Here is a 22516-nt window from a genome sequence, read left to right on the forward strand (position 1 = left end):
TCCCCAGGGGAGTATTCCGGACATATCAGACATCATAGTCCCTTGGGGAGTAAGCAAGGCGAGTTCGATGAGTACGAAGACCCTTCTGGTGGACCCCTCGAACGCGGAGCAGGCACGCGCCTGGGACGGCGACGAGGGCAGCTTCTGGGCCGCGAACGCCGCGCAGTTCGACGCGGCCGTCGGCGGCCACCACACCCGCTTCCTGGACACGGCCGCCATCGGCCCTGCGGAGCGGGTCCTCGACATCGGCTGCGGAACCGGCCGGACGACCCTCGACGCGGCCCGCCGCGCCGTCGACGGCGCGGCCCTCGGAGTCGACCTGTCCGCGAAGATGCTCACCGTGGCCCGGCGCACGGCCGCACACGAGGGCGTGCGCAACGTCCACTTCACGCAGGCCGACGCCCAGATCCACGACTTCGGCGCCGAGCCGTTCGACGCGGCGATCAGCCGCACCGGCACCATGTTCTTCGCCGATCCCGCTGCGGCCTTCCGCAACACCGCCCGGGCCCTGCGCCCCGGCGGCCGTCTGGTGCAACTCGTATGGCAAGCACCGTCGCACAACCCGTGGTTCACGGAGTTGACCTCCGCCCTGGCCGCCGGCCGCACGCTACCGGCTCCGCCACCGGACGCACCGGGGCCCTTCTCCCTGGCCGACCCCGACCGGGTCCGCGCCCTCCTCACCACCGCCGGATTCGACGAACCGACCTTCGAGGCCGTCAGCGCACCCATGCACTTCGGCCCCGACGCCGACCAGGCGCACCGGTTCGTCACCGGACTCCTCGGCTGGATGCTCACCGACCTCGACGACGCCGACCGCAACCGGGCCCTGGCCGACCTGCGGACCACGATCGACGCCCACGCGACCCGTTCCGGAGTGCTCTTCGACTCCGGCACCTGGCTCATCACCGCCCGGCGGCAGGACACCACGGGCTGACACCCCCGCCGACGGCGCAACCCTCCACGGCGCCGCCGGCCCTCCCGGTGGGAATGCTGCCGGCCGAAGTGGCACAGCAGCACCGTCACCGTCACCCGCAGCCCCTGATGGCCCACCCCGGCGGCACCGCCGCCCGGTTCTCGCCACGATGGCGGACAGGCACAGGGTGCCGGACGCCAACGAAAGGCAGGAAGCCATGAGGATGCTGCTGACCGTCGAGATGGACACCGAGAAGGCGAACAAGGCGATCCAGGAGAACAGGCTGGGTGGACTCATGCGAACGGCGCTGGAGCCGCTTCGCCCGGAGGCCTCCTACTTCGGCGCGAAGAACGGGCAACGCACCGCCTTCATCGTCTTCGACCTGAAGGAACCGTCCGACATCCCCACGATCGCCGAGACCTTCTTCGTGGAGCTCGGCGCCAAGGTGGAGTTCATCCCGGTGATGAACCTCGATGACGTCCAGAGCGGCCTGCGCAAGGCCGGGCACAGCTGAGCCACCGGTCCGGCTCGGGCCCGCGAATGCGTGCGTCGCCGGCCCGAGCCGTACCACGAGTTGACGGGCTGCTCCGAGCGGGTCACGCAGGACCGCGTGCTCTGCTGTCGAAGAGGCCGGGTGACGGCGTCGAGCAGGTCCCGCCATGGTGCGGTCCGTTCGGGACGCCCCACCCCCACCACCGGCCCGTGTGTGCGGTCATCCGGGGGTTCAGGCATGCGCATCTTCGAGCCAGGTGGCAGCGTGGAGGAGGAGTCGACACTCGGATGCGCGGGGACGGCCTGGATGCACGCAGGGGACGACCACGCCCCAGGGGGCGCGGAAGCCGGTGGACCGGGGGACCGCCGGTCCACGTGGAGTCGGCTGCGCTCGCGGCTGCGGGTGCGCAGCGTCGCCGGACAGGTGTTCCTCTGCCTGTTGCTCGTGGTGGTGCTGCTGGCCGGCGCGGCGCTGACCGCGCTCATCCTGCAGGCCCGCAACCACGCCACGAGCGAGGCCGAGAACCGCACGCGCGCCGCGGCCATCACGTTGTCGCAGTCTCCCGGGGTGGCGGCCGCCATGGACAGCGCCCATCCGACCGCGGTGCTGCAACCGCTGGCCGTGGACGTGCAGCGGCGCGGTGGCTTCGACTACATCGTGTTCTTCAGCACCGACGGGATCCGCTACGCCTCCACCGACCACCCCGAGCTGATCGGACAGCACGTCTACGGCGGTTATCAGCAAGCCCTGAAGGGGCCGTTCAGCTACCAGGAGGTCACCCCACTGGGACACGACACGGACACCGTCGCGCCGGTCACCAGGCCGGACGGCTCGGTCGCCGGCCTGGTGACCGTGGGCTACACCGTCGCGCACACGGGCAGCGCGGTGAGCCGGCAGCTGCCGGTGCTGATCGGTGGCACGGCCGCCGCCCTCGCCGCGGGCCTGGGCGGGGCGGCGCTGGTGGGGCGGCGGCTGCGCCGCCAGACGCGCGGATTGGGCCCGGCCGAGATGGCACGGATGTACGAACACCATGACGCGGTGCTGCACGCGGTCCGGGAGGGTGTGCTGATCGTCGATGGCGACGGTCGGGTGGTGCTGGCGAACGACGAAGCGCGGCGGTTGCTGGAGCTGCCGCCCGAGGCGGATGGACGGCCGGTCGCCGAGTTGGGGCTCGATCCGGGGTTGGCGGAGCTGCTGGCCTCGGGGCAGGCCGCCACCGACGAGGTGCACCCGGCCGGAGAGCGGCTGCTCGCCGTCAGCAACCGACCGACCGCGCCGTTCGGCGGCGAGTCCGGCAGTGTCGCGACGGTCCGGGACACCACCGAGCTGCGGGCGCTGACCGGGCAGGCCGAGGCGGCGCGGGCCCGGCTGGAGTTGCTGTACGACGCCGGGCTACGGGTCGGCACCACCCTGGATGTGGCGCGGACCGTGCAGGAACTGGCGGACGTGGCGGTGCCTCGGTTCGCGGACTTCGCCACGGTCGAACTGGCGGAGCCGGTGCTCCGCGGTGAAGAGCCGCTCGCCGACCTCCTGGGCATCGGGCAGGGCCAGCGGATCCTCCGCGCGGCCGCCAGCGGCATCAGCGAGGAGTGGCCGTTCTACCCGATGGGCTCGCAGATCAGTCCGCTGCCCGGCACCCCGGAGGCCACCACCCTGGAGACCGGGCGCGCCACGCTGGCCGCCGATCTGCACCAGGCACACGCCTGGCGGGCACGTGACCCGCGGACCACCGGCCGGATCCTCGCCTTCGGGATCCACTCGCTGATCTCCGCGCCACTACGAGCGCGCGGTCTGATCCTGGGCACGGTCAGCTTCTGGCGCGCGGAGCGGTCCGCGCCGTTCGGGGAGGAGGACGTCGCCTTCGCCGAGGAACTGGTCGCCCGCGCGGCGATCACCGTCGACAACGCCCGCCGCTACACCCGCGAACACCGGATGGCCGAGACGCTGCAGCGCAGCCTGCTGCCCCATGGACTGCCCGAGCAGAACGCCATGGACGTGGCCCGCCGCTACCTGCCGGCACTGCACACGGTCGGCGGGGACTGGTTCGACGTCATCCCACTGCCCGGCTTCCGCGTGGCACTGGTCGTCGGCGACGTCGTCGGCCACGGCCTGCACTCCGCGGCCACCATGGGCCGACTGCGCACGGCCGTTCTCAACTTCGCCGCCCTCGACCTGCCCCCGGACGAGTTGCTCGCCCGCCTTGACGAACTCGTCACCCGGCTCGACCAGGGCGAGATGGGCCCAGGGGACGGCGATGTCACGGTCCGGAGTGAGAGCGGGAGCGACGGCGATGGCGATGGCGATGGCGATCGGACGGTGACGGGCGCCACCTGCCTGTACGCGATCTACGATCCGGTCTCCGGGCACTGCACCATGGCGAGGGCGGGCCACCCACCGCCGGCGCTGGTCCGCACCGACGGCAGCGTGGAGTTCATCGACCTGCCCGCCGGACTGCCGCTCGGCGTGGGCGGCCTGCCCTTCGAAACCACCGAACTCCAGCTGGCGCCCGGCACCACGCTGGTCCTCTACACCGACGGACTCGTCACCAACCCCGACCGCGACCTGGACACCGGACTCGCCGCACTGCGTGCCACCCTGGCCGGCACCCCGGTCGATGCATCCCCCCAGGACACCTGTCAGGCCGTGTTCGAGGCGCTGGTTCCGCCGCGCCCGCGCGACGACATCGCACTCCTCATCGCCCGCGCCCGCCTGTTCGAGCCCGACCAGGTGACCACCTGGGACGTGCCCGACGACCTCACTGCCGTCTCACGCATCCGAAACGCGTGCACCGACAAGCTGACCGCCTGGGGCCTGGAGGAACTGGCCTTCACCAGCGAACTGATCCTCAGCGAACTGATCACCAACGCCCTCCGCTACGGCTCCCAGCCGATCCGTGTCCGCATGCTGCGCGACACCAGCCTGGTCTGCGAGGTCTCCGACGGCAGCAGCACCGCCCCCCACCTGCGCTACGCCGCCCTCACCGACGAGGGCGGCCGGGGCCTGTTCCTGGTGGCCCGGCTGGCCGAGCGGTGGGGCACCAGGTACACGGCCCGCGGCAAGGTCATCTGGTCCGAACAACCACTGGTCGCACCCCAGTTCCAGTTCGAGGCGATGCTGCTGTGACATCACGCGGATCGCGGGCACCACGTGCGCGTGACCTGGTGTCGCCCACGACGTCACCGCCGGCGACCAGAAGGGCCCTCGTGCCGCCGTAGCGCGCGGGCGCACGGCCCGTCCTGGCGGAAGCGATTAGATGAAAACGACTTCCATTTCGGTATAGTGTTGTCGACCGATCCTGGAAGGACGTTCCCGATGGCTCGCAACGAACTGCGCCCGATCATCAAGCTCCGGTCCACCGCAGGGACCGGCTACACGTACGTGACCCGCAAGAACCGCCGCAACGACCCGGACCGCCTGGTGCTGCGCAAGTACGACCCGGTCGTGGGCCGGCACGTCGACTTCCGCGAAGAGCGCTGACCGCCCCGAAGGAGTACTCCCATGAAGTCCGGCATCCACCCCGAGTACCGCCCCGTCGTCTTCCGCGACAAGGCCGGCGGCCTGGCCTTCCTCACCCGCTCCACCGCCACCAGCACCCGGACCATCGAGTGGGAGGACGGCAACAGCTACCCCGTCATCGACGTCGAGATCTCCGCAGCCAGCCACCCCTTCTACACCGGCACCGCCCGTGTCCTGGACACCGCCGGACGCGTCGAGCTCTTCCAGCGCCGCTACGGCACCAAGCGCAGCTGACCCACCGACACCCGCCCGCCCCGGCCCGCACTCACGCCGGCCGGGGCCCACTTCGCAAGGAGCCGCTCGTGCCGGAGCATGCCACTCCCGCCACGCCGCTGCCCGTCACCGTCCTGTCCGGCTTCCTCGGCGCCGGCAAGACCACCCTGCTCAACCACCTCCTGCACAACCGGGAGGGCCTGCGCGTCGCGGTCATCGTCAACGACATGAGCGAGATCAACATCGATGCGGCCCTGGTCCGCGACGGTGGCGGCGCGCTCTCGCGCACCGAGGAGCGGCTGGTCGAGATGACCAACGGGTGCATCTGCTGCACCCTGCGCGACGACCTGCTGGAGGAAGTGGACCGGCTCGCCCGCGCAGGACGCTTCGACTACCTGCTCATCGAGTCCAGCGGCATCTCCGAACCGATGCCGGTCGCGGCCACCTTCTCCTTCGCCCGCGACGACGGCGCGACCCTCGGCGACATCGCCCGGTTGGACACCATGGTCACCGTCGTCGACGCCGCCAACTTCCTGCCCGAGCTGCGCGCCGGGTACGACCTCGCCGAACGCGGCCTGGACCAGTACGAGGACGACGAGCGGACCGTCAGCGACCTCCTGATGGACCAGGTCGAGTTCGCGGACGTGATCGTCCTCAACAAGACCGACCTGATCACCCCCCAGGCGGCCGACACGCTCTCGGCCACCCTCAGCCGCCTCAACCCGGCCGCCCGGATCGTCCGTTCGACCTTCGGCCGGATCCCGCCCGCCGAAGTCCTCGGCACCGGCCGCTTCGACGTCGCCCGCGCCCAGGAAGCCCCCGGCTGGGTCGCCGAACTCAACGGCGACCACGTGCCCGAAACCGAGGAGTACGGCATCTCCAGCCTGGTCTACCGCGCCGACCGGCCGTTCCACCCCGAGAGCCTCTGGGAACTGGTCAGCCACCGCCTGGACACCGGTGAATTCGGCACCGTCCTGCGCTCCAAGGGCTTCTTCCAGCTCGCCACCCGCCCCACCGTCACCGGCCTCTGGTCCCAGGCAGGCGCGGTCGCCCGGTTCGAACCCTCCGGCGTGCACGCCTCCCGCCCCGAGCCGCTGGACGGCTCGGACGAGGCCGCGCGCGGCCAGGAGCTGGTCTTCATCGGCACCGGACTGCGCCCGGAGCGGCTACGCACCGCACTGGACGAGTGCCTGCTGACGGACGCGGAGCTCACGGCGGGACCGGACGCCTGGTCGGCCTACGACGACCAGTTCCCGGCCTGGGCCGAGTACTGCCCCACCGCACCGGCCCACGCCCACTGACCTCGCACCGACCGCGACGACACGCCTCACGCCTCCCCGGCGTGCCGGCTCCCGTCCACGTGCTCGTCGGTGAACTCGGCGACCGACCCCGAGGGAGACAGCGGTGAACAGCGGCACCGGCCACGGGCGCAACCTGCTGAGCGTGGTCTGCGGCAACACGACCGGAATCAGCGGGCGCCTGGTGGACCTCCTGCTGCACGGGAACCGAGACACGCTGGCCCTGGCGGTGGCCGTGGGGGCCGGCAGTGGCCGCTATCCGACCGTGCAACGCTTCGTCTCCGGGCACGACCTGCCCGCCGACCTGGCGGTCATCCGCTCGGCCACCGGCGACCCGGCAGTGATCATCCGTCAGGACCTGGCGGCCATCTCCCGCGCCCTCCCCGGTCACCACGTCGTCCTGGTGCTTCCGAACAGCCTGGAGACCACGCCGTTCCTCGCCGACCTGTGGCGCGCTCCCATCGGCACAACGCCCCTGTCCCGCCGCTACGACCTGGCACCGGTCACGGTCGCCATCGATCCGCGGCACTTCCTCCGCGACCTGCGCTGCACCCACCGCACGGTCACGCTCCGGGCCGGCGGCGACGGGACCGAGGCGGTCACGGTGGCCGAGGCCGCCGCGCGTGTTGTCGAAGCCGCCGGGCGGCTGGTCGTTCCCGTCGCACCCCAGGCGGATGCGGACGGCCATCGGGCGGCGTGCGCGCTGCTCACCCATCTCAACCCGTTCGCGACACTGCTGCGCCTGCCGGACCTCCGCGACCACCGGGCAGCCGCGGAGGTCCGGCGAGCGCTGGTCGATCCCCATTCCCGGCAGGCCGCTCCAGCACTGGCCGACGCCTTCGAGCCCGTCCGCGCGCCCGTGCGACGGCCGCTGCTCGACCACGGCATCTCGTCGGTGCTGTGGCGAACCCGGCGCCCGCTGCACCCGGAGCGGCTGGCCGGCTGCCTGGCCGAGGTGACGCGGTCGGTCACGCGCAGCCGCGGTCACCTGTGGCTGGCCAACCGCCCTGGCACGGTGGTGACCTGGCGATCGGCCGGTCGGCACCTGGAACTGCGCGCGGCAGGCGACTGGCTGGAGGACGGTGCCGCCGAGCACTGGCGGCACGCCTCGCCGACGCGGCGGACCCTCGCCTCCTGGTACTGGGACGACTACTACGGTGAGCGCCGCAACGAGATCGTCTTCACCGGCGCGGACCTCGACCCGGTGCGACTGCACGCCATCCTGAACGCCGTACAACTCGCCGACCACGAGCTCGCCCTCGGCCCGGACTGCTGGCGCGACCTGCCCGACCCACTGCTCGGCGGCCCGGGACAGGACCAGCCCGCCGCACCATGAGGGCCGGGAGGCGGGCCCATACCGAAGGCGGTGAGGCCGGCTGCTGCCTGCCTCACCGCCCTCCCCCGTGGCCACGGTCCGGTCGTCGTCCCCCACGGCCGTCGACCGGACCGTCCTCCGATGGCGCCCCCACGGCACCACCGGCCTGCCGCCGCACGCTCAGCGCACGGCGACCAGAACGCAGCTGCTCCCGTACTGCCAGACCGGCCCGACATGCCGGAACCCGGCCTCCCGCAGCAGCCGTTCGTGCTGGGCCGCCGACAGGCCGTTGCCGTCGCCGGCCGCCGGAGCGGGTTGCCGCTCGCGTGCGGTGAGCAGCTCCGCGAACCCGGGTTCGCGCGCCACGCCGGCCCACCAGCTCGGCCAGTCCTCAGCGCTCGCCACGCCGTGCCGCCCGAGGTGGCGGCGGCCGACCAGCTCGGTGAAGCCGGCGAGGACGGGGTCTTCCGGGACCAGGTGGTCGCCGTTGACCAGGACTCCGCCGGGGCGCAGCGCGCCGCCGAGGTCCCGGTAGATCTCCCGCAGGGTCTGCGGTTCCGGGTAGTGCAGGGCGGTGCTGGACACCGCCGCGTCCAGCGGCTGGTCCAGCTCCAGGGCGTCGACCCATCCCGGCTGGCCGATCAGCACCTCGACGAAGCGGACCGCTTCCGCGTGGTGCGAGCGGCCCAGTTCCAGCAGCAGCGGGTCGATGTCCGCCGCGATGATCCGCGCACGGGGCAGGCGGGCGGCCAGCCGCACCGAGAGCGAGCCGGGCCCGCTGCCGAGGTCGACCAGCAGGGGTCGTTCCTGGCCTTGGGTCACGTGCTCGACCACATCGGCGATCACGGTGAACCGCTCCTCGCGGTCCACCGCGTACCGCTCCTGCTGACGCTCCCAGCGCTCGACCCAGTCGCCCGACCTCGCCGGAGAATGCGCACCGGGTTGCAGGCGGGCGTTCTCGGGCATGGCGGGCGGGCTCCTCTCCGCAGCGGTTCCACTGCGATTCCGCTGCGATCGGCTTCGGTGCCCACTGTACATCAAATGGAAACGAAAACCATTTCGCGAGCCTGTTCGGAAGGCTCGTCACATCGTGGTCAGGACGGAGAGCAGGCGGTCGATCTCCGCCACGGTGTTGTACACGTGCAGACTCACCCGCACGGAGCTGTCCCGCTCACCGGCCCGGCCCTGGCAGTGTCCGTCGGCACGCACCATGAAGCCTTGGGCGGCGAGGATGAAGCCCAGGTCACTGGCGCCGATCCCGCGGTGGCGGAACGTCACGATCCCCTCCCGCCGCTGGACCACGGAGTCGGCGGCCAGGCTCAGTTGGCAGCCGAGGACCTCGTAGCCGTCCAGCCGGCGCAGGGTGTCGGTGAGGCGGGCGGCCAACGCGACCGTCCACTGCTCGATCCGGTCCAAGCCGGCCGCGTCCAGCCAGTCGAGGGCGGCTTCCAGCGCGGCTATTCCGGCGGTGTTGGGCGTGCCGGACCAGCCGCCGGGCGTGAAGTGGGGGCCGCGCAGGTTCCGTGCCCAGATCGCCCCGCTGCCGGGCAGGGCCATCGCCTTGTGACCGGAGAAGACCACGAAGTCGACGTCGAGTGCCGCGACGTCCACCGGCAGGTGTCCGACGCTCTGCGCGGCGTCGAGGCAGATCGGCACGTCCGGGCCGACGGCCGCGCGCAGGCGGTGCACGTTCATGTTGCCGCCGTAGACGTGGTGCACATGGGTGGCGGAGACGAACGCGGTCCGCTCGGTGACCAGCTCGGCCAACGCCCTCGTGTCATAGTCGAACGACGACTTCTGGTAGGGCAGTTCGCGCACCGTGATGCGCACGCCCTGGCGGGCCAGCAGGTCCCGCGCCTCCAACCAGGGCAGTGCGTTCGCCTGGTGGTCGGCGAACGGCACGATGATCTCGTCCCCGTCGCGCAGGTGGGCGGGCAGCCAGTCGAGCGCCACCGTGCGCAGTCCTTCGGTGGCGCCGCTGACGAAGTGGACGCCCGAGCGGCTCGGGTCCGGGTCGCCGAGGAACCGGGCGACCCGCTCCCGGGTCCGGTTGACCAGCGCGGTGGTGGCGTTGGCCCAGGGGTAACTCCCCCGCCCGGCATTGGCGTTGGCCGTGGTCAGATAGGCGTGGACGGCATCGAGGACGGCCTGCGGCTTCTGCGAGGTCGCCGCGCTGTCGAGGTAGGCCTGGTCCGGGTTGGCCGTGATGATCGGGAACTGGGCCCGCAACTCGGCCTGCCAGTCTTGGAGATCGTCGAGCACGGACATGATGCCCGCCACTCAGTCCCGGACCAGCGGAGCGCCGGCATCGCGCCAGCCGATGATGCCGCCGGCCAGGCTGCGCACGTCGGGATGTCCCATCCGGGTGAGCAGGGCCGCGTACCGCACCGACTTCTCACCGACCGGGCAGGCCAGCAGCACCGGCTGCTTCTTCCCGAACGGCAGTCCACCGTGCAGGAGTTCCTCGAACAGCTCGTCGACGATGTTGATCGAGTCCTCGATGTGCAGCGCGGCATACGCGAAGGAGCCGCGGAGGTCGACCACCAACGGGTGTTCCGCGGCGATCCACTTGCGGGCCGCGTCCACGTCGATCGAGGTGACCGCGGCCAGCTCGGCCTCGGTCAGCGTCGCCACCGAGTTCCGTCGCGGTGGCTGGTTCAGCAGCTCCGGCCGGCGCTGGCGGACGTAGCTCAGGTAGCTCTCGATCCGGTCGCAGACGATGAACACGGCCGTCCTGCGCTCGGTCAACTCCTCGTCCACCGCCCGCAAGTGGCGCAGGGCGCCGTGGTAGGCGCCGCCGCCGGTGGGACCGGCCAGCATGCCGCAGCGACGGTTCAGGACCAGCAGCCCGTCGATCGCCTCGTCGGCGGTCACCGTGTCGATGGTGTCGTAGGTGTCGGGATCGAAGAGACCGACCTCGTGGACCTCGTCGATGTTGCGGATGCCCGGAATGAAGTCCGACTTGTCGGCGACCAGTCCGACGACCTCGATCGCCGGGTTGCTGCGGCGCAGGACGGACGCCACCCCGGTGGAGGAGCCGGCCGTGCCGACGCAGGCGATGAAGTAGTCGGGGGCCCGGCCGTCGAGGTCGCGCAGGATCTCCGGCCCGGTGCCCGTGAGGTGCGCCTCGGTGTTGAGCGGGCTGTAGTACTGGTCGGTGTGCAGGTAGCCGCTGTCCGCCTCGGAGAGCATCCGGTGGATCCTGGTCAGCGGGTCGTCGGTGTTGGTGGGGTCCAGGCATTCGGTCTGCCCCGGCAGTTCCTCGATCTGTGCGCCGAGCAGCAGGAGCAGGTCCTTTACCTCGGGGACCCTCATCCGGTTCGTCACGCTCCTGAACGGCAGCCCGTGCATTCCGGCGATGACGGCCAGGGCTTTGGCGGTGTTGCCGCTCGACAGCTCCACGATGGTGTCACCGCGCTCGACCGCGCCGTCCAGGCGGGGGCGGGCCATGCTCCAGGCGGCCCGGTCCTTCACCGATCCGAACGGGTTGAGCATCTCCAACTTGGCGTACAGGTCGATGTTCTTCAGCCCGTGGACCAGCGGGCTGATCCGGACCAGCGGGGTGTCGCCGATCGCTTCGGTGATGCTCTCGTATCTCACTGCGCCTCCCCCGTGGGAACGTTGGGCCAGTACTGCGGGTCGAGCCGCCAGCGCCAGGTGCCGTTGGCCTGGTAGGCGGCGACCTTGCGGGCGATGGGCTGCTGCTGGGCGTGGTCGGCGTCGAAGTCCATGGCGTAGCCCGCGGTGTTGGCGAAGGCCAGCAGGTCCCCCGGGGCGGGTGCGCCGGGGAGGTGGACCATCCGCCGGGTGATCAGATCGGCCTCCAGGCACAGGTTGCCCACCAGGTACACGCCGACCGGTTCGGTCGGCCCGGGGCGCCCGCCGGTCCGGGGGACGACGATCGGGTCCATCAGCACCCCGCGAGCCTCCAGGCCGATGTCGCCGGCGTTCCCCTCGACGCGCACCAGGCATTCACCGCTCGACGTGTGCCGCACCTGGAGGACCTTCGCCAATGTGACCCCGCACTGGTCGACCAGGGCGCGGCCCGGCTCGATGTGCAGGTCGTAGAGGTTCTCCAATAGCAGCGTGGCCAGCGGGCGGCCCAGGGAGGGCGCCGGAAGCGACAGCAGCTCGTCCAGGTAGTCCGCGGCGGCGACCGGCCGGTGGGCGGGGTACAGGCCCAGCGTCCCGCGCAGCGTGCCGGCCTCGGCGCGCAGCCCGTAGCCGTGGCCCTGCCAGGTCAACGCCGGCCGCCGGCCGAGCACGGCGTTGCCGAGCTCGCTCGTGTAGCGCTGCCACTGCCCCTCGTCGGCGAGGTAGTCGACGCCGAACCCGCCGCCGATGTCGATGGCACGCGGCCGCAGTCCGCGACGCCGGCACTCGTCCATCACCTTGACGCAGGCTTCGAGCGCCACCGCCTTCTCGGCCAGGCCGATGGTGTCGAGGTGGTAGGACACCCCGATCAGCTCCACCGCGTCGCCGTGCCGTTCGACCGCCTCCAGCAGGCCCGCCACCTCGGCCACCGGGGTGCCGAACCGGCTCGGCCGGCTGAGCACCGTGACGCCGGGCGCCTCGAACGCCGACAGGCGCAGCATCACGCGCACCCGGGGCAGCCCGTGCCTGCCGACCAGCGCAACCAGCTCCAGCAGTTCGGCCCGCGAGTCGACGTTGACGATGGCACCGGCGCGGGCGGCCAGCCAGAGGAACTCCGGATTCTTCGGCCCGGTGGCCGTGATCCGGTCCGGCGTGAAGCCCGCGCCGAGTGCGTGCTGCAGCTCAGCCAGCGAGGCGACCTCGATGCCCGCCTCGGTCGCCGCGAGCTGCCGCACCAGGGCGCTGGAGCGGTTCGCCTTGTGCGCGAAGAAGATCCCGCCGGATAGGTGGTGGCGCCGGTAGACGGCACGGAACCGCTCCACGCTCGCCACGATCTGCTCCGGCAGCACCAGGTTCAGCGGAGAGCCCAGGCCATCCACCAGGGTGTGCAGCAAGTCGGTGGATTGCAGCACCGATCGGAGCAGCGGTTCCACACGAGGGTCCAGGTACAACGGCGGTAAGTGCACGTGCCTCCCCGCGAGAGAACTCCCTACGCGCAGCACCGGCACAACCGGCCGTCCAGCGCTGGCTCTTGAAGCTCACGATAACGACTTTCGAGTTCAGCTGACAGGCCTTCGGCTCACCGGCGAGCACCATGCCACCAGAACCGGCCAAATACCGTCGGCCGATCAGCGCCACCTCCCCCGGTGGCGGGACGCCGACCGGGTCGCTGGAGAGACACTGCCGAGGCGAGCCTGTCACCGCTGCCCCTGCTCACCCGGCCTGACGCAGCGCGGGGACGGATTCGAGCAGGGTCGCGGTGTCGTGGTCGACCAGCCGGTACCGGACGACCCTGCCGTCCTTGGTCGCGGCGACGGTTCCCGAGACCCGCAGCAGCCGCAGGATCTGCGAGACCGCCGACTCGTTGACGCCGGTCGCCAGGGCGAGGTCGGTGACGGCGATCGGCCCCGCGCGGTGGATCGCCAGCAGCACGGACAGCCGGTTCGGATCGGCGAGTAGCGAGAACCGCTCGGCCCAGGTGCGGACGGTGTCCGGGTCGCCGATGCCGGCGATCGCCTCACAGACGCTGTGCTCGTCGATGGCGCGCCGGTGCGCGCGGTCCTCGGGTACCAGGTGCATGGGGGCCATCTTCACCACCGTGCGCCGGTGATGTCCAACACATGCACAGCTTTGCAGGCTTGTGGGCGAGGACTCGCGGCCCCTACGGTGTCTCCCGCCGTGGTGTTCGGGAAGACCGGTGCACTGTGCCTTGGCACAGCAAGTCCGGAGCGGCCCTCGCCACTGTGAATCGGGAAGTCTCCGCACCATCCCCGCCGCGTGCCGGCGGGCGGTCACTGGGCGCTGTGCGTCTGGGAAGGCCGGGTGCGGGAACGCTTGACCCGTCAGCCAGGAGACCGGCCACGGCATGAGCCACGAGAACTGTCCACGAGGTGTTGGAGAGGCTGCCTTAGATGACCATGCCCGAAACCGCTGCTGCGCCCGCCCCCACGAGTGCGGCCACCACGTCGCTGCGGTGGGAGAGAAGGGACTGGATCCGCACCGGCGGCCTGGTGGCCGTGATCGCGGCCATGCACGTGGTCGCCTTCGGCGTACTGCTGACGATGGTCGCCCCGCACCACTACAGCGTCGGCACCCAGGTCTTCGGCCTCGGACTCGGCGTCACCACCTACACCCTGGGCATGCGGCACGCGTTCGACGCCGACCACATCGCCGCGATCGACAACACCACCCGCAAGCTGATGGCCGACGGCAAGCGGCCGGTCTCGGTCGGCTTCTGGTTCGCGCTCGGGCACTCCACCATCGTGTGCCTGCTGGCCGGCCTGGTCGCAGCCGGCGCGCACATCGCCACCACTCTCACCAGCGACAACTCCAGCACGAAGCAGGTGCTCGGCGTGGTCTCCACCAGCGTCTCGGGCGGCTTCCTCTACCTGATCGCCGCGCTCAACCTGGTCTCGCTCGCCGGGATCCACCGGGTCTTCAAGGCCATGCGGCAGGGACAGTTCGACGAGCACGAGCTGGAGAAGCACCTCGACAACCGCGGCTTCCTGAACCGCATCCTCGGCCGGCTCACCAAGTCCATCACCCGCCCCGGCCAGATGTTCCCGATCGGCCTGCTCTTCGGCCTCGGCTTCGACACCGCCACCGAGGTGGTCCTGCTGGCCATGGCCGGCTCCGGCGCCGCCGCGGGCCTGCCCTGGTACGCGATCCTGTGCCTGCCGCTGCTCTTCGCCTCCGGCATGAGCCTGTTCGACACCCTCGACGGCACCTTCATGAACTTCGCCTACCACTGGGCGTTCTCCAACCCCATCCGCAAGGTCTACTACAACCTGACCATCACCGGGCTCTCCATCGCCGTCGCCTTCCTGATCGGCAGCATCGAGCTGATCGGCGTGTTCCACGACCAGCTGGACCTCACCGACCCGGTGACCGACTGGATCTCCGGCATCGACCTCAACAACGTCGGCTTCGTCATCGTCGGCCTGTTCGTCGTGGTCTGGGCCTGCGCACTCGCGTACTGGCGCCTCGCCAAGGTCGAGAGCCGCTGGCCCAGCGGCCGATGAGGCGATGAGGCCGATCCGCAGGACTCAGCCGGGACCGCGGGTCCGCACCGCCGAGTGCGGACGGCGCGGTCCCGGTCCCACGGGATCCGGTCGACCCGTGCAAGGGGCCGAAGAGCACTCGGCCGCACCGGGCTCCCAGGTGGCCGACATGTTAGGGTGCCGCGGTCGGACACCTGCACGATCATGCGGGTATCCGGCAGCGCGCCAGGCAGCGAAGCCGGTGGGCCCGTGCACGCGGGCGAGTCCGGCGCTGTCCCGCAACTGTGAGGGCCCCGTCCCGGGGGCCGAGCCAGGCCGCCTCCTGCCGCGTTACGACATCGACCCTCGTGGGCAAGGGCGATCCGTCTTTGTCGGTGCGCGCTCGCCCCGGCCGATCACGGGTCGGCCCTGCCCCGCCCTCACGGGAGGAAGTGGCGCATGGCGCACCACCCTGACCAGCTCCGGCCGCTCCGGCGCACGCCGCTCGTCCGTGCCCTGTCGACGGCGACCGCCATCGTCGCGGCCACGGCCGTCCTCGCCGGCTGCGGCAGCTCCAAGAGCTCCGGCGGCAGCGCCTCGTCCGCCACGCCCTCCGCGTCGGCCGCCGCCGCGTCGTTCCCGGTCACGGTGAGCACCGCGAACGGCGGCGTCACCATCAAGAGCCAGCCGCAGCACATCGTCTCGCTCTCCCCGACGGCGACCGAGGACCTGTACGCGGTGGGGGCCGGCAAGCAGGTCGTTGCGGTGGACTCGACCTCCAACTACCCCTCCGGTGTTCCGAGTTCCAGCCTCAGCGGGCTGACCCCCAACATCGAGGCGATCGTCAAGTACAACCCGGACCTGGTCATCGCCTCGCAGGACACGGGCGGGCTGGTCGCCGGACTCACCAAGCTCGGCGTGCCGGTGCTGATCGAGCCCGCGGCGGCCAAGCTCGACGACGCCTACCAGCAGATCGACCAGATCGGCCAGGCCACCGGCCACGCCGCTCAGGCCGCGCAGACGGTGTCCGACATGAAGTCGCAGATCGCCGCCACGGTCAAGGAGGCCGGGACCACCCACGCGAACCTGAACTACTTCTACGAGGTGAGCGCCAACCCCTACTACTCGGCGACCTCCTCGACCTTCTTCGGACAGGTCGTCTCGCTGTTCGGTCTGAAGAACATCGCCGACGCCGCGGACAAGGCCTCCGACGGCGGGTACCCCCAGCTGGCCCAGGAGTACATCGTCTCGGCGCAGCCGAAACTGATCTTCCTCTCGGACAACGCGGCCTCCGACGGCGGGCAGAGTCCCGCGATCGTCGCGGCACGGCCCGGCTGGGCGGGCATCCCGGCGGTGAAGAACGGTCAGGTCATCGGCCTGGACGACGACATCGCCTCCCGCTGGGGCCCGCGCCTGCCCGAGCTGGTCAAGGAGATAGCTCAGGCGGTCGAGAAGGCGCCCGCGCAGTGACGGACGGCGGACACCAGTGGTGAGCGGTGGCCGGTCGCGCGCTCGCACCGTGCGTGCCTACGGCTTCGCGGTGGCCTTCCTGGCCGCCGCGGTGCTGGTCGGCGCGATGGCGGGGGCGGCGGACCTCAACCCGCTCGGGACGGCCGCCGCCCTGCTGGACCGGCTGCCGTTCGTGCACCTGTCCTCGGGGCTCGGCCCGTTGGACCGTGCGGTGCTCTTCCAGATCCGGCTGCCGCGCGTGGTGCTGGGGGCGCTGGTCGGCGGGGCGCTGTCGCTGGCCGGCGCGGGCTACCAGGGCGTGTTCCGCAACCCCCTGGTCGACTCCTCGCTGCTGGGCTCGTCGGCGGGTGCCGGACTCGGCGCCACGATCGCCATCGTCCACCTGGGCACCTCGTCACCGGCGGCCTTGCCGGTGGCCGCGTTCGTCGGGTCGCTGGCGGGCGTCGCCGTCGCCTACCTGGCCGGCGCCGCGGGCGGCCCGGGCACCTCGACGCTGCTGCTGGCCGGGCTGGCGGTGTCGATGTTCCTGACCGCCGTCCAGACCTACCTGCTGCAGCGCTCCACCCAGGACATCCAGCGGGTCTACTCCTGGCTGCTGGGCTCGCTGTCCGCCGCCACCTGGCACCAGACCGGGCAGATCCTGCCCTACCTCGCGGTCGCCGTCACCGTCGTGCTGCTGCACGGGCGCCACCTCGACGTGCTGTCCGTCGGCGACGAGGAGGCCCGTTCCCTGGGCATGCACCCGGGGCGGATCAGGCTGGTCGTCGTGGCCGGCTGCGCGCTGGCCGCGGCCGGTGCCGTGGCGGTGAGCGGGCTGATCGGCTTCGTCGGGATCATCGTGCCGCACGCGGTGCGCCGGCTGGCCGGGTCCTCCTACCGGCGGGTCCTGCCGCTCTCCATGCTCTTCGGCGCCGGCTTCCTGGTGCTCGCCGACACGCTCGCCCGCACCGTGGTGGCGCCGGCCGAGCTGCCCATCGGCGTCGTCACCGCGCTGATCGGCTCACCGGCGTTCATCTGGATCCTGCGCTCCACCCGCTCGGTGCGCACATGACAACCGTCACCGGGAGCGGGCTCGACGTGGCCGGGCTCGACGTCGACCTGGACCGTACCCCCGTGGTCCGCTCGGTCTCCTGCGCGGTCGCCCCCGGCGGCTGGCTGGCCCTGATCGGCCCCAACGGCGCCGGCAAGTCGACCCTGCTGCGCGCCATCGCGGGCCTCCTCCCGCACCGCGGCACCGTGCACGTCGACGGTACCGACGTCACCCGCCTGCGCACCCGCGACCGGGCCCGCCTGATCGCCTACGTGCCGCAGACCCCGGTCCTGCCACCGGACATGACGGTCCGGGATTACGTGCTGCTGGGCCGCACCCCGCACCTCGGCTACCTCGCCAACCCCGGCGAGCACGACCGCCGGGCCGCGGCGAAGACCCTGGGCGCCCTCGACCTCGGCCACTACGCCGACCGCCGCCTGGCCGCGCTCTCCGGCGGTGAACGGCAACGCGCCGCGCTCGCCCGGGCCCTGGCGCAGGAACCCCGGCTGCTGCTGCTCGACGAACCCACCTCGGCGCTGGACCTCGGACACCAGCAGCACGTCCTGGACCTGGTGGACGAACTGCGCGGCTCCCGGCGCCTGACCGTGGTCACCACCCTGCACGACCTGACCACCGCCGCCCAGTACGCCGACCGGCTGGTCCTGCTGGACGGCGGACGGGTCGTGGCGAGCGGCACGCCCGCGGAGGTCATCACCCAGGACGTGATCGCCCGGGTCTACGCGGCCCGGGTGTCGGTGACCACGGACACCGACGGCCGCCCCGTGGTCACCCCGCTGCGCGGCAGTCGGGCCTGACGCCCGGCGGCGGCGCACCCGGCGCCGGCGGACATCCGGGCGCTGCCATGACGCCGCAGGTCCGACCGTCGGGCACTCCGGGCGCTGCAGTGACGCCGCAGGTCCGACCGGCGGACACCCGGGTGCTGCCGTGACGCCGCAGGTCCGACCGTGGGGCACTCCGGGTGCTGCCGTGACGCCGCAGGCCCGACCGTGGGGCACTCCGGGCGCCGCGGAGTGCAGCGAGTTCGACGTCACACGCCCAGGGCCTGCAGGAACCCGGCTGACGGGCATTAACCTTCCGCTATGACGGTCCTGCCCCAAGGGCTCCCCCTGGCCGCCGAGTTCCCGGACACCACCCGAGAGCGATGGCAGCACCTCGTCGAAGGCGTCCTGCGCAAGTCCGGCGCGCAGGACGTCGCCGGCGTACAGGCCGAGGAAGCCCTCTCCACCGAACTCCAGGACGGACTGCGCGTCCGCCCGCTGTACACCGCCGAGGACAGCTCGGCCGCGCCCGGCTACCCGGGCTTCCCGCCGTTCGTCCGGGGCGGCCGGCCTCAGGGCTCGGCGGTGTCGGGCTGGGACGTGCGCCAGCGCCACGCCGACCCGGACCCCCGACGGGCCAACGAGGCCGTGCTCGCCGACCTGGAGAACGGGGTGACCTCGCTCTGGCTGGAGGTGGGCGGAGCCGGTCTTCCGGTGGCGGCGCTGCCGGACGTCCTTGCGGGCGTCTACCTCGACCTGGCTGCCGTCGTCCTCGACGCCGGCACCGAAACCGGTGACGCGGCGGAGCAGTTGCTGCGGTTGTACGCGGAGCGCGGTGTGCCTGCCGAGGCTGCGGCCGGCAACCTCGGCGCGGACCCGCTCGGCCTGCTCGCCCGGACCGGCAAGGATGCCGACACCGATGCGCAGCTCCTGGAGGCCGCCGCGCTGGCCGGCCGCTGCGCGGAGGGCTACCCGGGCCTGCGCGCCCTGACCGTCGACGCCCTCGGCTACCACGAGGCCGGTGCCTCCCCGGCCCAGGAACTGGGTTGCTCGCTCGCCACCGCGGTCGCCTACCTGCGCGAACTCACCGCCGCCGGGCTGACGGTCGACGCCGCCTGCGCGCAGCTGGAGTTCCGCTACGCCGCCGACGGCGACCAGTTCCTGACCATCGCCAAGTTCCGCGCGGCCCGGCGCCTGTGGGCCCGGGTGGCGCAGCTGTGCGGGGCCTCGCCGCAGGCCGCGGCGCAGCGCCAGCACGCCGTCACCTCCAGCGTGATGATGACCGAGCGCGACCCGTGGGTGAACATGCTGCGCACCACGGTCGCCTGCCTGGCCGCCGGGGTCGGCGGCGCCGACGCGGTCAGCGTGCTGCCCTTCGACAGCGCGGTCGGGCTCCCGGACGCCTTCGCCCGGCGGATCGCCCGCAACACCCAGGCGATCCTGCTGGAGGAGTCCAACCTGGCCCGGGTCATCGACCCGGCCGGCGGCTCCTGGTACGTCGAGCAGCTCACCGACGAACTGGCCCGGGCCGCCTGGGCGTGGTTCCAGGAGCTCGAGCGGGCCGGCGGCCAGCGCGCCGCCCTCGTCTCCGGTCTGGTCGGCGAGCGGATCGCCGACACCTGGGCCGAGCGCTCCACCGCCCTCGCCCGCCGCCGCGAACCCATCACCGGCGTCAGCGAGTTCCCCCACCTCCACGAGCAGCCGCTGCTCCGCACGGCGGCACCCGCGCCGCTCGGCGGCGGGCTGCCCCGGGTCCGGCGGGCCGAGGCGTTCGAGGCGCTGCGCTCCCGCTCCGACGCGCACCTGGCCGGCCACGGCGCGCGCCCGCGCCTGTTCCTGGCCGCGCTCGGGCCGGCGGCCGCCCACACCGCGCGGTCCTCGTTCGCCGGCAACCTCTTCCAGGCGGGCGGCATCGAGACCACGCTGGCCGAAGGCGTCGAACCGGCCGCGCTGGCCGAGGCGTTCGCCGCCAGTGGCGCGACCGTGGCGTGCCTGTGCTCCAGCGACCGGCTCTACGCGGAGCACGCCAAGGCGGTGGCGGCCGCGCTGAAGGCCGCCGGTGCCCGGCGGGTGCTGCTGGCGGGCCGCCCCGGCGAGCTGCGGGAGGCCCTCGAACGGGCCGGGGTGGACGAGTTCGTGTTCGCGGGCGGCGACGCGGTCGCGCTGCTGTCCGCGCTCCTCGATGAGATCGGAGTGGCCCGGTGATTCCCGACTTCGCGGAGATCGGACTCGACGCGCAGACGACGGGCGAGGAGCCCGTCACCAACGAGCAGTGGCGGGCCGCCTGGCGGCAGGCCACCGGCAAGGAGGCCGAGGAGCTGCTCTGGGAGACCCCGGAGGGCATCGGCGTCAAGCCGCTGTACACTGCCGAGGACCTCGCGGGCCTGGACTTCCTCGGCACCTACCCGGGTGTCGCCCCGTACCTGCGCGGCCCGTACCCGACCATGTACGTCAACCAGCCGTGGACGGTCCGCCAGTACGCCGGCTTCTCCACCGCGGAGGAGTCCAACGCCTTCTACCGGCGCAACCTGGCGGCAGGGCAGAAGGGCCTGTCGGTCGCCTTCGACCTGCCGACCCACCGCGGCTACGACAGCGATCACCCCCGGGTGACCGGCGACGTCGGCATGGCAGGCGTGGCCATCGACTCCATCTACGACATGCGCCAGTTGTTCGACGGCATCCCGCTGGACAGGATGTCGGTGTCGATGACGATGAACGGCGCGGTGCTGCCCGTGCTGGCGCTCTACATCGTGGCGGCCGAGGAGCAGGGGGTGCCGGCCGAGAAACTGGCGGGCACCATCCAGAACGACATCCTCAAGGAGTTCATGGTCCGCAACACCTACATCTACCCGCCGCAGCCCTCGATGCGGATCATCTCCGACATCTTCGCGTACACCTCGCAGAAGATGCCGCGCTACAACTCCATCTCCATCTCCGGCTACCACATCCAGGAGGCCGGGGCCACCGCCGACCTGGAGCTCGCCTACACCCTGGCCGACGGGGTCGAGTACCTGCGGGCCGGCCTGGACGCCGGGTTGGGCGTGGACGCCTTCGCACCACGGCTGTCGTTCTTCTGGGCGATCGGCATGAACTTCTTCATGGAGATCGCCAAGCTGCGCGCGGCCCGGCTGCTCTGGGCCAAGCTGGTCAAGCAGTTCGCTCCGCAGAACGCCAAGTCGCTGTCGCTGCGCACCCATTCGCAGACCTCCGGATGGTCGCTCACCGCGCAGGACGTCTTCAACAACGTCACCCGCACCTGCATCGAGGCGATGGCCGCCACCCAGGGCCACACCCAGTCGCTGCACACCAACGCCCTCGACGAGGCGCTGGCACTACCGACCGACTTCTCGGCGCGGATCGCCCGCAACACCCAGCTGATGCTGCAACAGGAGTCCGGCACCTGCCGGGTGATCGATCCCTGGGGCGGTAGCGCCTACGTGGAGAAGCTCACCCACGACCTCGCGGCGCGCGCCTGGCAGCACATCCAGGAGGTCGAGGCGGCGGGCGGGATGGCCAAGGCGATCGACGCGGGCATCCCCAAGTTGCGGGTCGAGGAGGCCGCGGCCCGCACCCAGGCCCGGATCGACTCCGGCCGCCAGCCGGTCATCGGCGTCAACAAGTACCGGGTGGCCAACGACGAGCAGATCGACGTCCTCAAGGTCGACAACTCCTCGGTCCGCGCCCAGCAGATCGAGAAGCTGCGCCGACTGCGCGCGGAGCGCGACGAGGCCGCCTGCCAGGACGCGCTGCGGGCGCTGACCGCCTCGGCGGAGCGCGGGCCGGCGGGCGGCGGCAGCCTGGACGGCAACCTGCTGGCGCTCGCGGTGAACGCGGCCCGCGCCAAGGCGACCGTCGGTGAGATCTCCGACGCACTGGAGAAGGTGTACGGACGCCACTCCGGCCAGATCCGTACCATCTCGGGTGTGTACCGCGACGAGGCAGGACCGTCCACCGCCGTGCAGCGCACCCGCGACCTGGTCGAACGCTTCGAACGGGCGGAGGGCCGCCGCCCCCGCATCCTGGTCGCCAAGATGGGCCAGGACGGGCACGACCGCGGCCAGAAGGTGATCGCCACCGCCTTCGCCGACCTCGGCTTCACCGTCGACGTCGGCCCGCTCTTCCAGACCCCCGCCGAGGTGGCCCGGCAGGCGGTCGAGGCGGACGTGCACATCGTCGGCGTCTCCTCGCTCGCCGCCGGACACCTGACGCTGGTTCCGGCGCTGCGTGCCGAACTCGCCGAGGCCGGGCGCGAGGACATCACCATCGTGGTCGGCGGAGTCATCCCGCCCCAGGACTTCGAGGCCCTGCACGAGGCCGGCGCCGCCGCGGTCTTCCCGCCGGGCACGGTGATCCCGGACGCCGCCTTCGACCTGCTCACCACCCTGGCCGCCGACCTCGGCCACGAGCTGTGAGCCG

At 72.0% G+C, this 22516-nt stretch carries 18 protein-coding genes and 1 riboswitch; of the genes, 13 read left to right on the top strand and 5 right to left on the bottom strand.

Annotated elements, in window-relative coordinates; all coding sequences use genetic code 11:
• Positions 1-67: 67 nt before the first annotated feature.
• The 7 genes from LN042_RS26500 to LN042_RS26530 all read left to right on the top strand — a co-directional run bounded on the left by LN042_RS26500 (position 68) and on the right by LN042_RS26530 (position 7769).
• On the top strand, positions 68-934 hold the full coding sequence (locus tag LN042_RS26500) for a class I SAM-dependent methyltransferase (RefSeq protein ID WP_230053897.1): 867 nt from the start codon (positions 68-70) through the stop codon (positions 932-934).
• A gap of 196 nt (positions 935-1130) precedes the next feature.
• Entirely contained in the window at positions 1131-1427 is a 297-nt protein-coding gene (locus LN042_RS26505; RefSeq protein WP_230053898.1) for a hypothetical protein, read from the top strand.
• Positions 1428-1712: 285 nt separating this feature from the next.
• The gene (locus tag LN042_RS26510) at positions 1713-4529 is read left to right on the top strand and encodes a SpoIIE family protein phosphatase (RefSeq protein ID WP_372495826.1); all 2817 of its coding nucleotides are present in this window, start codon (positions 1713-1715) and stop codon (positions 4527-4529) included.
• Between the two features lie 189 nt (positions 4530-4718).
• On the top strand, positions 4719-4883 hold the full coding sequence (gene rpmG, locus LN042_RS26515; RefSeq protein ID WP_109886461.1) for a 50S ribosomal protein L33: 165 nt from the start codon (positions 4719-4721) through the stop codon (positions 4881-4883).
• A gap of 21 nt (positions 4884-4904) precedes the next feature.
• On the top strand, positions 4905-5156 hold the full coding sequence (locus LN042_RS26520; protein ID WP_230053900.1) for a type B 50S ribosomal protein L31: 252 nt from the start codon (positions 4905-4907) through the stop codon (positions 5154-5156).
• A gap of 68 nt (positions 5157-5224) precedes the next feature.
• On the top strand, positions 5225-6436 hold the full coding sequence (locus LN042_RS26525) for a GTP-binding protein (protein ID WP_230053901.1): 1212 nt from the start codon (positions 5225-5227) through the stop codon (positions 6434-6436).
• Positions 6437-6539: 103 nt separating this feature from the next.
• On the top strand, positions 6540-7769 hold the full coding sequence (locus LN042_RS26530) for a GTP-binding protein (protein ID WP_230053902.1): 1230 nt from the start codon (positions 6540-6542) through the stop codon (positions 7767-7769).
• A gap of 159 nt (positions 7770-7928) precedes the next feature.
• On the opposite strand, the gene LN042_RS26535 is transcribed toward LN042_RS26530, so the two are convergent.
• The 5 genes from LN042_RS26535 to LN042_RS26555 all read right to left on the bottom strand — a co-directional run bounded on the left by LN042_RS26535 (position 7929) and on the right by LN042_RS26555 (position 13421).
• Positions 7929-8714, bottom strand: a complete 786-nt coding sequence (locus LN042_RS26535; RefSeq protein WP_230053903.1) for a class I SAM-dependent methyltransferase — start codon at positions 8712-8714, stop codon at positions 7929-7931.
• A gap of 117 nt (positions 8715-8831) precedes the next feature.
• On the bottom strand, positions 8832-10016 hold the full coding sequence (locus LN042_RS26540) for an aminotransferase class V-fold PLP-dependent enzyme (protein WP_230053904.1): 1185 nt from the start codon (positions 10014-10016) through the stop codon (positions 8832-8834).
• A gap of 12 nt (positions 10017-10028) precedes the next feature.
• The gene (locus LN042_RS26545) at positions 10029-11348 is read right to left on the bottom strand and encodes a pyridoxal-phosphate dependent enzyme (RefSeq protein WP_230053905.1); all 1320 of its coding nucleotides are present in this window, start codon (positions 11346-11348) and stop codon (positions 10029-10031) included.
• A complete protein-coding gene (locus LN042_RS26550) occupies positions 11345-12754 on the bottom strand; it encodes a Y4yA family PLP-dependent enzyme (RefSeq protein ID WP_230053906.1) in 1410 nt (469 codons plus the stop codon). Before LN042_RS26550 ends, LN042_RS26545 begins: the two co-directional genes overlap by 4 nt.
• Before the next feature lie 301 nt (positions 12755-13055).
• Positions 13056-13421: an ArsR/SmtB family transcription factor gene (locus LN042_RS26555; protein WP_230053907.1), complete on the bottom strand. Its 366-nt coding sequence runs from the start codon at positions 13419-13421 to the stop codon at positions 13056-13058.
• Between the two features lie 83 nt (positions 13422-13504).
• A riboswitch (cobalamin riboswitch) is annotated at positions 13505-13719 on the top strand.
• Between the two features lie 34 nt (positions 13720-13753).
• Between LN042_RS26555 and nicT the strand changes: the two genes are divergently transcribed.
• The 6 genes from nicT (at position 13754) to scpA (ending at position 22512) form a co-directional block, all read left to right on the top strand.
• Positions 13754-14863 carry a Nickel transporter NicT gene (nicT, locus tag LN042_RS26560; RefSeq protein ID WP_230053908.1) on the top strand — a complete coding sequence of 370 codons (1110 nt, stop codon included), beginning with the start codon at positions 13754-13756 and terminating at the stop codon, positions 14861-14863.
• 417 nt (positions 14864-15280) lie between these two features.
• Positions 15281-16291 (top strand): ABC transporter substrate-binding protein, encoded by a 1011-nt coding sequence (locus LN042_RS26565; RefSeq protein WP_230053909.1) that lies wholly within the window; start codon positions 15281-15283, stop codon positions 16289-16291.
• Positions 16292-16340: 49 nt separating this feature from the next.
• Complete coding sequence (locus tag LN042_RS26570; protein WP_230053910.1) at positions 16341-17342, top strand: FecCD family ABC transporter permease; 1002 nt, start codon at positions 16341-16343, stop codon at positions 17340-17342.
• Positions 17339-18136 (top strand): ABC transporter ATP-binding protein, encoded by a 798-nt coding sequence (locus LN042_RS26575; protein WP_230053911.1) that lies wholly within the window; start codon positions 17339-17341, stop codon positions 18134-18136. Before LN042_RS26570 ends, LN042_RS26575 begins: the two co-directional genes overlap by 4 nt.
• A 285-nt stretch (positions 18137-18421) precedes the next feature.
• Positions 18422-20305, top strand: a complete 1884-nt coding sequence (mutA, locus tag LN042_RS26580; RefSeq protein WP_230053912.1) for a methylmalonyl-CoA mutase small subunit — start codon at positions 18422-18424, stop codon at positions 20303-20305.
• Positions 20302-22512: a methylmalonyl-CoA mutase gene (gene scpA / locus LN042_RS26585; RefSeq protein WP_230053913.1), complete on the top strand. Its 2211-nt coding sequence runs from the start codon at positions 20302-20304 to the stop codon at positions 22510-22512. Before mutA ends, scpA begins: the two co-directional genes overlap by 4 nt.
• Positions 22513-22516 lie beyond the last annotated feature (4 nt).

It is taken from the genome of Kitasatospora humi (genome assembly GCF_020907985.1).
In the GTDB taxonomy this organism is placed as follows: Bacteria; Actinomycetota; Actinomycetes; order Streptomycetales; family Streptomycetaceae; genus Kitasatospora; species Kitasatospora humi.

Coding starts and splice junctions, on each gene's coding strand:
- LN042_RS26500 (WP_230053897.1), top strand. CDS start 68: ATGAGTACGAAGACCCTTCTGGTGGACCCCTCGAACGCGGAGCAGGCA.
- LN042_RS26505 (WP_230053898.1), top strand. CDS start 1,131: ATGAGGATGCTGCTGACCGTCGAGATGGACACCGAGAAGGCGAACAAG.
- LN042_RS26510 (WP_372495826.1), top strand. CDS start 1,713: ATGCACGCAGGGGACGACCACGCCCCAGGGGGCGCGGAAGCCGGTGGA.
- rpmG (WP_109886461.1), top strand. CDS start 4,719: ATGGCTCGCAACGAACTGCGCCCGATCATCAAGCTCCGGTCCACCGCA.
- LN042_RS26520 (WP_230053900.1), top strand. CDS start 4,905: ATGAAGTCCGGCATCCACCCCGAGTACCGCCCCGTCGTCTTCCGCGAC.
- LN042_RS26535 (WP_230053903.1), bottom strand. CDS start 8,714: ATGCCCGAGAACGCCCGCCTGCAACCCGGTGCGCATTCTCCGGCGAGG.
- LN042_RS26540 (WP_230053904.1), bottom strand. CDS start 10,016: ATGTCCGTGCTCGACGATCTCCAAGACTGGCAGGCCGAGTTGCGGGCC.
- LN042_RS26555 (WP_230053907.1), bottom strand. CDS start 13,421: ATGCACCTGGTACCCGAGGACCGCGCGCACCGGCGCGCCATCGACGAG.
- nicT (WP_230053908.1), top strand. CDS start 13,754: ATGACCATGCCCGAAACCGCTGCTGCGCCCGCCCCCACGAGTGCGGCC.
- LN042_RS26565 (WP_230053909.1), top strand. CDS start 15,281: ATGGCGCACCACCCTGACCAGCTCCGGCCGCTCCGGCGCACGCCGCTC.
- LN042_RS26575 (WP_230053911.1), top strand. CDS start 17,339: ATGACAACCGTCACCGGGAGCGGGCTCGACGTGGCCGGGCTCGACGTC.
- mutA (WP_230053912.1), top strand. CDS start 18,422: ATGACGGTCCTGCCCCAAGGGCTCCCCCTGGCCGCCGAGTTCCCGGAC.